This is a genomic window from Streptomyces iranensis, from assembly GCF_017874715.1.
Classification (GTDB): domain Bacteria; phylum Actinomycetota; class Actinomycetes; order Streptomycetales; family Streptomycetaceae; genus Streptomyces; species Streptomyces iranensis.
In genome coordinates this window covers 171,799-181,555 of the sequence record NZ_JAGGLR010000029.1, presented here as the reverse complement: position 1 = coordinate 181,555, position 9,757 = coordinate 171,799, and the positions used below count along the sequence as shown (strand labels likewise).

Genomic DNA, 9,757 nt, shown 5'->3' with positions numbered 1-9,757 from the left:
TAGCTGCCCTGCCGGAGCTTGGGGATGGCGAGTTCGACGGTGCCGGCCCGGGTGTCCCACTCGCGCGGGCGGTAGCCGTTGCGGTGGTTGACGCGCTCCTCGCTGACCTGGCCGTACTCGGCCCCGCATACGGCATCGGCCTCGGCGGACATCAGGGCGTCGGCGAATGTTTTGATCATCGCGCGGAGCAGATCCGGACTCGCCGAAGCGAGATTGTCCTCGGTCAGGGCGTGCAGAGGCACACTGTCAGGTGCGGTCATCGTGCTGATCTCCTTCAAGATCTTCGTCGTTCTCGAAGGATCAGCCGATGGCCGTCTGTCTATCTGGGCCCTCACCCCGACGCCGAGGAAAACCCCCGGATCAGGCGGAACCCGGTACACCACTTCCAAAGACGCAACCCACTCGGCCGCCCCCTCCGGCGAAGGCAGGCCCCGCCAAGGGCTGACCAGCCGCCGCGACCAGCGCTCGGCATCGACCGGCCCGCCGCCAGCCTTGCTCGCCGACGGTCGACCGCCGCACTCGGCCGCACCATCCGACGAGGACACGGAAAGCCCCGCCGAGGGCTGACCGGCCGCCGCCCATCGCAGGCCACCGAACGGTCCGGCTCGACCGACGCTCGGCATCGACCGGCCACCACTGGCCTTGCCCGCCGTCAAGCGGCCGCCGCACTCGGCCGCCCCGTCCGGCGAAGGCAGGCCTCGCTGAGGGCTGACCGGCTGCCGCTCAACGCAAGCCGCCGAACGGCCCGGCCCGATCGCCCCTCGGCGTCGACCGGCCGCCGTCGATCGGCCGCGCTCGGCGTAGACCGGCGTCGACCGGCCGCCACCGCGTCGGCCTTGGCCGCCGCCCACCGGTGGCCCTCGATCGGCCGCCTTCGGCGGCACTCGAGCCGCCGCTTTCGACCGGTCGCGACCGGTCGCGGCCCTGCCCCCCAAGGGATGGCGCCGCGTACCGGCCACGACCGCCGCGCCGCGCCCGGTCCTCGCGCCGTGCGGCGCATTGTGATTCAGAGCACCTTCCCCACTCCACGCCACCTTTTTAGTTGAACATTAATCTAAGCACCGTACAGTGGAGCCCGTCAGCGATATCCCCGCTTGTGCAGAGGTTTCTTCCATGGCACTCGTTCTCGACCCCGCCGCCCAGGACCTGCTCTTCCGCGAGGCCCGCACTGCCAACACCTTCACCGATGAGCCGGTGACCGAGGAGCAGGTGCAGGCGATCTACGACCTGATCAAGTACGCGCCGACCGCGTTCAACCAGTCGCCGCTGCGTATCGTGCTGGTCCGCTCGCCCGAGGCCCGTGAGCGGCTGGTCCAGCACATGGCCGAGGGCAACCAGCCCAAGACCTCGACCGCCCCGCTGGTCGCGATCCTCGCCGCGGACAACGAGTTCCACGAGGAGCTGCCCGCGCTCTTCCCGCACTTCCCGCAGGCCAAGGACGTCTTCTTCGCCGAGCGCGCCTCCCGTGAGCAGGCCGCGGCGCTCAACGCCTCGCTGCAGGCCGGTTACTTCATCCTGGGCATCCGCGCTGCCGGTCTCGCCGCAGGCCCGATGAGCGGCTTCGACCCGGCCGGGGTCCAGAAGGAGTTCCTGGACGAGGACCACACCCCGCTGATGGTCATCAACATCGGCAAGCCGGGCGAGGACGCCTGGTTCCCCCGTGGCCCCCGCCTGGACTACGGCGACGTCATCACCACGGTCTGATCGACTGCTCGACCGCGCTCGACCGCGCTCGATCACGTTTGATCCGCTTGATCACGCTTGATCAACCACGGGCCCTTGGCCCGGACCGCTGGTCCGGGCCAAGGGCCCGCGTCTCGCTCAGCCCTTCTTCTCGGTCAGCGCCTCGGCCATCTTCGTCAGCTGCCCGTAAGACGCCGTCCCGGTGACCACCGTGGTCACGCCCGGCTCCTCGCGCACCAGCGCGTCGTACTTGGCGCCGTCGTAGCGGACCCAGTCCTTGCCGTCGATCCGCTGCGTCCGCTTCGTCTCCCGCGCCTGCTGGGTGACCTCCTCCACGAACGGCACGGGCTTGCCGTCGCTCTGCTCGACCGCAATGTACTCCTCGCTCTGGTCGAGGAAGCCGAGGTGCCAGAGCGCGCCGTCCTCCGCGGCGGCCGGGCGGTAGGTCACCGATGTCGCGCGCCAGCCCTTGGGCAGGGTCCCGGGCTCGGGGGCGGCCACCGGGTACGGGGCGGCGCGGCGGGCCGTGGCCAGCTCCACGCGGTAGTTAACCGTCTTCACCCCGGCGCCCTTGGGACCCTCGTCATGCGGAATACCGAAGAGGTAGATGGCCGCCGCGACGACGCCGATCGCCGCCAGCGACAGCACCATGTCCCGGACCGTCTCTTTGCCACGCATACCTGCCACGCCCCCTATCGTCCCTCATCGGGTCGCCGCACCTCGCAACAGGGCCGCGCTCATGCGTGGGGCTATCTGCTCACTTAGCCAATCAGCGGATAAAGTCATGAACACCCTCACCCTCCTGGTCCCCCTTGCGGGGAGGAGGGGCCCTCACGGTCCGTCGCCGTACAGAAAGGTGCGCTCCGATGACCGAGCATCATCTCCCGTCCCAGCTCGAGGTCCGCCCCGAGGCTCCCGATCGCAACCTCGCCTTGGAACTCGTCCGGGTCACCGAGGCGGGTGCCATGGCCTCCGGACGCTGGGTGGGCCGCGGCGACAAGAACGGCGCCGACGGCGCCGCCGTCAAGGCCATGCGCTCCCTCGTACACACCGTCTCGATGAACGGCGTCGTCGTCATCGGAGAGGGGGAGAAGGACGAGGCGCCGATGCTCTTCAACGGTGAGCGCGTCGGCGACGGCACCGGCCCGGAGTGCGACGTGGCCGTGGACCCGGTGGACGGCACCACGCTCACCGCGAAGGGCATGGCCAACGCCGTCTCCGTCCTCGCGGTCGCCGAGCGCGGCACCATGTTCGACCCGTCGGCCGTCTTCTACATGGACAAGCTGGTCACCGGCCCCGAGGCCGCCGAGTTCGTCGACATCACCGCGCCCCCCGGTGTGAACATCCGCCGGATCGCCAAGGCGAAGAAGTCCAGCCCCGAGGACGTCACCGTGGTGGTCCTGGACCGCCCTCGTCACGAGGGCATCGTCAAGGAGATCCGGGAGGCGGGCGCCCGGATCAAGTTCATCTCCGACGGCGATGTGGCCGGCGCGATCATGGCCGCGCGTGAGAGCACCGGTGTGGATCTGCTGCTGGGCGTCGGCGGTACACCGGAGGGCATCATCGCGGCCTGCGCGATCAAGTGCCTCGGCGGCACCATCCAGGCCAAGCTGTGGCCGAAGGACGACGAGGAGCGGCAGCGCGCCCTCGACGCGGGCCATGACCTCGACCAGGTCCTGGAGACGGACGACCTGGTCAGCGGCGACAACGTGTTCTTCGTCGCGACCGGGATCACCGACGGGGATCTGCTGCGCGGGGTGCGGTACCGCGCGGAGACCGCGACCACCCAGTCGCTGGTCATGCGGTCCAAGTCCGGGACGATCCGGCAGATCGACTCCACCCACCGGCTGGCCAAGCTGCGCGCCTACGCCTCGGTCGACTTCGAACGGCCGAGCTGAGCGAGGTGACGGCGGCGTTCAGCCGACGGCGACGTTCAGCCGACGCCGCATGACAGACCTCGCATGACAAGGGCCGGGTCCCGCCTCCCGGCGGTGCCCGGCCCAGGTCCCGAAGAGTTCAGCCGGCGGCGGCGACCCGCACCGCGCGCTGCAGCTCCGCCTCCCGGCGCCGGCGGCGGGCCAGCACGACCCGGCGCTCGGCCGCGGTCAGCCCGCCCCACACTCCGTACGGCTCGGGCTGCAGCAGTGCGTGCTCCCGGCACTCGACCATGACCGGGCAGCGCGCACAGACGCGCTTGGCGGCCTCCTCCCGCGACAGCCTGGCAGCCGTGGGCTCCTTGGAGGGAGCGAAGAACAGCCCGGCCTCGTCCCGTCGGCACACCGCCTCCGAGTGCCAGGGGCCGGCCTGATCCCGCGCGGGGACGCGCTGCGGGGGCACGGCGGCTTCCAGCAGGGGCTGATGCGGTTGCAGCACGGTCTACTCCTGACGACGGCTCCGGTGGTCACCCTTGCCCGCCTCGAGGTGTACGGCCCCGTTAGCACCCCCATCAGCCGTACGAGAGACGATGCACCAAGCCTTACCCGCTGTGCGCGCGCTTATGCACACCGTTGTCCCACCCGGAACTTCCCCGTGCACACCCCTTCTTCAGGGCTTACGCTCGCAGGTTCTTCAGCCGCTTACCCCGCTTGGGCTTGGCCTCCACACCGCCGAAGACGGCGAACCCGGTGACGTGGATCACCGGTGCGTCGGGGTCCTGCGCCTCGTACGTCGTGACGTCGAAACCGCCGAGGATGCCCGCGCCCGAACCACGCAGCGAGACGTTCTCCGGGACCTTGATCTCCACCCCGCCGAAGGCGGCCACGACATGGATGACGATCTCCTGCTGCTCGAAGACCGCCTCGGTCAGATCGATCTCGACCCCGCCGAAGATCGCCAGGGCATTCGTACGGCGCCTGACCCGCCAGCGGCCCTTGCGCGTCGAACCGCCGAAGACCGCCACCAGGTTCTCCGACTCGGGGAGGGAGCGCGGCCACCCCGACTCCGCGTCCCGCGCGGAACCGGAGGCGGCGCCGCGGGTGGGTGCGGCGGGCAGATCGCGCACCAGGGGCTCCAGCTCGCCGAGGGTCTTGGCGCGATACACCGCGTCGATCCGCTCGGCGTGCTCCTCCGGCTGGAGCCGCCCCTCGGCGAGGGCCTCCCGCAGGATGTCCGCGATCCGGTCGCGGTCCGCGTCGGACGCGCGGAGCTCCGCGACGGCCGCGGGCGCGGCAGGAGCTGGCGCGGCGGGCGCGGGCGCCGGGGCCGAGGCGGCCTCGGGCGCCGGAGCGGGGGCGGATTTGGTCAAGGGCACGGGCTGCTGCTCATCCACGGGCTCAGCGTATCCAGTCGCGATAGATCGCGACTAGGGGACGATCCCTGGAGTCTCCCTGATCCTCCCCCTACCGGGGCCTGCCTCTGCTACTGAGCCTTACCTCACAGGTCCCGTCCCGCGGCCCCGTTCTACCCTTATGGACGCGCTGTCGACGAAGTCAGCCCAAGCCCTGTCGAGTGAGGAATGGCCGCGATGCCCCCCGTCCCCCGCCCCGCCCACCCTGGTTTCGCCTATTCGGACCTGCTGCCCCTGGGAGAGGACACCACGCCGTACCGTCTGGTGACCTCCGAGGGCGTGAGCACCTTCGAGGCCGATGGGCGCACCTTCCTGAAGGTCGAGCCGGAGGCGCTGCGCAAGCTCGCGGCCGAGGCGATGCACGACATCTCGCACTATCTGCGCCCCGCCCACCTCGCCCAGCTGCGCCGCATCCTCGACGACCCCGACGCCAGCGCGAACGACCGCTTCGTGGCGCTGGACCTGTTGAAGAACGCCAACATCGCGGCGGCCGGGGTGCTGCCGATGTGCCAGGACACCGGCACGGCGATCGTCATGGGCAAGCGCGGGCAGAACGTGCTCACGCCGGGCGGCGACGAGGAGGCCCTCTCGCGCGGTGTCTACGACGCGTACACCGAGCTGAACCTGCGGTACTCCCAGATGGCCCCGCTGACCATGTGGGAGGAGAAGAACACCGGCTCCAACCTGCCCGCGCAGATCGAGCTGTACGCGACCGACGGCGGCGCCTACAAGTTCCTCTTCATGGCCAAGGGCGGCGGCTCGGCCAACAAGTCCTTCCTCTACCAGGAGACGAAGGCGGTGCTGAACGAGGCGTCGATGATGAAGTTCCTGGAGCAGAAGATCCGCTCGCTGGGCACGGCCGCCTGCCCGCCGTACCACCTGGCGATCGTGGTCGGCGGCACCAGCGCCGAGTACGCGCTGAAGACCGCGAAGTACGCCTCCGCGCACTACCTCGACGAGCTGCCCACCGAAGGCTCCCCGACCGGCCACGGCTTCCGCGACAAGGAGCTGGAGGAGAAGGTCTTCGAGCTGACGCAGAAGATCGGGATCGGCGCGCAGTTCGGCGGCAAGTACTTCTGCCATGACGTGCGGGTCGTACGGCTGCCGCGGCACGGCGCCTCCTGCCCGGTCGCGATCGCGGTCTCGTGCTCCGCCGACCGCCAGGCGCTCGCCAAGATCACGCCGGAGGGCGTCTTCCTGGAGCAGCTGGAGACCGACCCGGCCCGCTTTCTGCCGGAGACGACGGACGAGGAGCTGGTCAAGGGCGCGGGCCCGGACCTGGACGCGGTCGCCGTCGACCTGGACCGGCCGATGGACGAGGTGCTGGCCGAGCTGACCAAGCACCCGGTCAAGACCCGGCTCTCGCTGACCGGCACGCTGGTGGTCGCCCGGGACATCGCCCACGCGAAGATCAAGGAACGGCTGGACGCGGGCGAGGAGATGCCGGAGTACCTGAAGGACCACCCGGTCTACTACGCGGGCCCGGCCAAGACCCCCGAGGGCTACGCCTCCGGCTCCTTCGGGCCGACGACGGCGGGCCGGATGGACGCGTACGTCGAGCAGTTCCAGGCGGCGGGCGGCTCGAAGGTCATGCTGGCCAAGGGCAACCGCTCCAAGCAGGTCACGGACGCCTGCGCCGCACACGGCGGCTTCTACCTGGGCTCGATCGGCGGCCCGGCGGCGCGGCTGGCCCAGGACTGCATCAAGAAGGTCGAGGTCCTCGAGTACGAGGAGCTGGGCATGGAGGCGGTCTGGAGGATCGAGGTCGAGGACTTCCCGGCGTTCATCGTGGTGGACGACAAGGGGAACGACTTCTTCAGTCCGCAGGAACCCTCTCAGCCAACCTTCACCAGCATCCCCGTCCGGGGTCCTGGCCTGGCCTGAGCCGCCATCTAGGACCCTCCAGACCCCTCGGCGTCCGGCTGGGGGGTCTGTTGCTACGCGGAGAAGCATGCAGCGCCGCTCAAGGGTGTCCTGGCCCCGGGCGTCACGCCCGTTTACCCGACTACGCGAATATTGGCCTTGCCGCATAGACGGGCCTGCCAGCCCCTCGTACCGTCGTAGCCACCAGGTCCCAACAGGGGCCAGCCACAAGGGGGTTTCAGCATGGCGCGCGAGGAACTGACCCGCCTGACCGGTAACGGAAACGGCACCTGCGGCAAGGACGACTGCCCGAACATCTACCGGGACGAGGCCGACGGCGGGTTCGTCATCCAGGGAGACATGTGCGAAGCGTTCCAGCCTCCGGCCGGTGAGGCACTGGTGAAGATCCCCGAGCACGTTCTGAGGGAGGCTGTACGTGTACTTGGCTGGTGAGGAATGGGCGGCGCGCTTCGAGGGCTTCCAGCGGGAAGCGTGGAGGCTTGAGACCCTGCCCCAATACCTCATGCCGCAGGAGGAAGAAGAGTTCGGGGCCTTTACAGCCGGGGCCCGTATCGACCCTCACGCCGTCTCGAACGAGTACACCGACCGATTGCGTCGACAAGTCACAGAGGGGCGCCCACAAGGGCGCGTGCACGTCCTGACGCGCCCACTCTCGGACTATCTGCGATTCCAGTTCTCCCAGTACTACGCACCCCACGCATTGGCTGGCGAGCACATCCGGATTCTTGACGTGACCGACCGGGATAATCCACTGGAAGAGGTTCAGGACTTCTGGATGTTCGACCGTACCGAAGTGGTGCTGATGAATTACCACCCGGACGGTCGCCAGATCAACCGTGAAATCTACGAAGGGGATGTGGCTCAGTACATCGAATACCAGCGCATCGCGGTAGCTGAGTCGGTGCCCTTTGAGGAGTACGTGAAGGGCATTGACGTTTGAGCCCGAGAGGCTAGGTCAGTCCAGATCAGACCTAGCGGAAGCCCTGAGAGGTCAGCGCAAGCGCGCCGGGAAAACTCAAACCTGGCTCGCTCGCCACTGCACCATGTCTCAGACCAAGGTCAGCAACATTGAGAGCGGAAAGCTCACACCCTCACTAGTCGATGTTGAACTGATCCTGGAAGCCCTCGGAACGGATAGTCCTGTTGCTGCCGAGATCCTTTCACTGGCGAGGACGGCAAATACGGAGTGGCAAGACCACTGGTCCTCTCGCCGCAGAGGCTTGGACAAGAAGCAGAACGAGCTATCAAGGCTTGAAGCGGTCTCGACAGAGTTCCGATTTTTTCTGCTCTCAATGATTACCGGATTGCTGGCCACGCCTGAGTATGTGCGTGCCAGCATTTCCGACGTTCCCGGCGACCAGTGGAAAACCATTGCGAAGAAACTAGAGCGGCAGCAGGTGCTTTACGACTCCTCAAAGTCGTTCACGTTCATTCTCACCGAGCAGGCTGCCAGATGGCCGCTACTCCCCCCCATAGCAATGGCCTTGCAGCTCGACCGGCTTGCATCCGTCTCCCGCATTCCAAATGTGCGGCTAGGCGTGATCCCTTTGGGTGAGCACATTCCAGAGAGGCCGCTGAACACATTCACGGTCTATGACCGCCGGCTAGCCACCGTGGAAACCGGCACGGGCGCATTGATCTTGCGGGACCACAGAGACGTAACGGCATATCTCAGAAGCTTTGAGGCATACGAGCGATACGCAGTCTTCGGCGATGGCTGCCGGGAACTCTTGGCCGAGTGGTCCATGATCTTTACCCGACAACGCCAATAGCGCTCGCATTGCCGAGTGCCTCCCGGCACTATCCCTGTGACGACACGCAGTTGCGGGGAGGGCCAGGGAATGAGTGCAACGTCGAACACGACGATGGCGGAACCGGTACACCTGTCGCTTCCGCGTCGACCTCCGAAGCCCGCGCCAGGGTGTGATGTTTGCGCAGCATTGGCCAAGCATCGGCAGAAAGCGCGGGACAGGGGCGACCTGTCGGCCGCAACAGATGGCTGAACTCCTTGGCCACCATTTGCGGTACGTGCTTCGGCCACCGGACGGCGTGGTGCCCGGACTGTGCAGGTTTCGGGGACTGCTCGACGCGCGACAGCCGCGAGAAGGTCCGACGCCCGCAGTGCGCGGGCGGAAGGCTCGACGGTTGGAGATGGTGAGGCGATTTCTCGGCCGCATCTTCTGGGCGTCTTTCGTGCTCTTCGTCGCCGCTTCGTGCGGCGCAGTAATCACCCTCGCCTCGACCGGCAAGTTATGAGCTCCCGTCTCCCGTGCAACCGCGCGGCATTGGCGGGCCACACCCCCATCAATTGGAAGGGGAACCACCCGATGACCGTCTTGGTCGAAGCTCAGAGCGGTACTACGTACCGCGACCCTCGGGCGTTACTGAACGCTGTACGCCCGCATGTCAAGGAGTGCACGTACAACGTGCTGGAGAGCCCCGGATCGGTCGGGCTCGACCTGTGGGACCGCGAGATCGCGCTTCTCATGCGCGACAACGTCATGGTCCGTGACATGGCGGAACGCATTCTCGGCAATGCCGCAGCCTACCTGATCACCGCCATGGAACACCCGACCGTGCACCTCGGCGTGGGCAAGGTCGTGGATATCGGTGTTCATCAGATCATTCTCGATACGCCCGTGTACTTCGCGTTCTGCGACGTGTACAACCATGGGCGGTACAAGCACCACGCTCCGCTCATCCAGCGCCGGACTGACGGCCTAGTCATCCGCACGGGCGACTTCTTGCGCTCGAACGGATTCGACGCGGATCGAGAACTGTGGGATCAGCTCGACGGCGCCGAGTGCTCCCCGTGCGACAACAAGGTTCCGGACAGTCACTGACCGGTGCCGCTAGGGTGCCCCGCCTCCGCCCCGTCCCCGGGGCGGGGCGCCTGCCCCAACG

11 protein-coding genes are annotated in these 9,757 nt (G+C 67.8%); 7 read left to right on the top strand and 4 right to left on the bottom strand.

Going from position 1 to position 9,757, the window contains the following annotated elements; all coding sequences use genetic code 11:
- On the bottom strand, positions 1 to 260 hold a 260-nt coding region (locus J2Z30_RS41350), incomplete at its 3' end, for a transposase (protein WP_209469054.1).
- A gap of 853 nt (positions 261 to 1,113) precedes the next feature.
- On the opposite strand from J2Z30_RS41350, the gene J2Z30_RS41345 reads away from it, so the two are divergent.
- Positions 1,114 to 1,704 (top strand): malonic semialdehyde reductase, encoded by a 591-nt coding sequence (locus J2Z30_RS41345; protein ID WP_044570605.1) that lies wholly within the window; start codon positions 1,114 to 1,116, stop codon positions 1,702 to 1,704.
- A gap of 117 nt (positions 1,705 to 1,821) precedes the next feature.
- Here the strand turns inward: J2Z30_RS41345 and J2Z30_RS41340 are convergent, their stop codons facing one another.
- Complete coding sequence (locus J2Z30_RS41340; RefSeq protein ID WP_078956686.1) at positions 1,822 to 2,361, bottom strand: DUF4245 domain-containing protein; 540 nt, start codon at positions 2,359 to 2,361, stop codon at positions 1,822 to 1,824.
- Positions 2,362 to 2,549: 188 nt separating this feature from the next.
- Between J2Z30_RS41340 and glpX the strand changes: the two genes are divergently transcribed.
- Positions 2,550 to 3,581 carry a class II fructose-bisphosphatase gene (glpX, locus tag J2Z30_RS41335; RefSeq protein ID WP_044570610.1) on the top strand — a complete coding sequence of 344 codons (1,032 nt, stop codon included), beginning with the start codon at positions 2,550 to 2,552 and terminating at the stop codon, positions 3,579 to 3,581.
- Positions 3,582 to 3,699: 118 nt separating this feature from the next.
- Here the strand turns inward: glpX and J2Z30_RS41330 are convergent, their stop codons facing one another.
- Positions 3,700 to 4,056, bottom strand: a complete 357-nt coding sequence (locus J2Z30_RS41330) for a WhiB family transcriptional regulator (protein WP_020868722.1) — start codon at positions 4,054 to 4,056, stop codon at positions 3,700 to 3,702.
- Positions 4,057 to 4,234: 178 nt separating this feature from the next.
- Positions 4,235 to 4,951, bottom strand: coding sequence for a DUF1707 SHOCT-like domain-containing protein (locus J2Z30_RS41325; protein WP_078956687.1), 717 nt, complete (start codon positions 4,949 to 4,951; stop codon positions 4,235 to 4,237).
- 195 nt (positions 4,952 to 5,146) lie between these two features.
- Between J2Z30_RS41325 and J2Z30_RS41320 the strand changes: the two genes are divergently transcribed.
- The 5 genes from J2Z30_RS41320 (at position 5,147) to J2Z30_RS41300 (ending at position 9,696) form a co-directional block, all read left to right on the top strand.
- Entirely contained in the window at positions 5,147 to 6,853 is a 1,707-nt protein-coding gene (locus J2Z30_RS41320; protein WP_044581481.1) for a fumarate hydratase, read from the top strand.
- 222 nt (positions 6,854 to 7,075) lie between these two features.
- Complete coding sequence (locus J2Z30_RS41315) at positions 7,076 to 7,285, top strand: hypothetical protein (RefSeq protein WP_044570614.1); 210 nt, start codon at positions 7,076 to 7,078, stop codon at positions 7,283 to 7,285.
- Positions 7,269 to 7,793, top strand: coding sequence for a DUF6879 family protein (locus J2Z30_RS41310; RefSeq protein WP_044570616.1), 525 nt, complete (start codon positions 7,269 to 7,271; stop codon positions 7,791 to 7,793). Before J2Z30_RS41315 ends, J2Z30_RS41310 begins: the two co-directional genes overlap by 17 nt.
- Positions 7,783 to 8,625 carry a helix-turn-helix domain-containing protein gene (locus J2Z30_RS41305; protein ID WP_044570618.1) on the top strand — a complete coding sequence of 281 codons (843 nt, stop codon included), beginning with the start codon at positions 7,783 to 7,785 and terminating at the stop codon, positions 8,623 to 8,625. Before J2Z30_RS41310 ends, J2Z30_RS41305 begins: the two co-directional genes overlap by 11 nt.
- 555 nt (positions 8,626 to 9,180) lie before the next feature.
- Complete coding sequence (locus J2Z30_RS41300; RefSeq protein ID WP_044570622.1) at positions 9,181 to 9,696, top strand: hypothetical protein; 516 nt, start codon at positions 9,181 to 9,183, stop codon at positions 9,694 to 9,696.
- Positions 9,697 to 9,757: the final 61 nt, after the last annotated feature.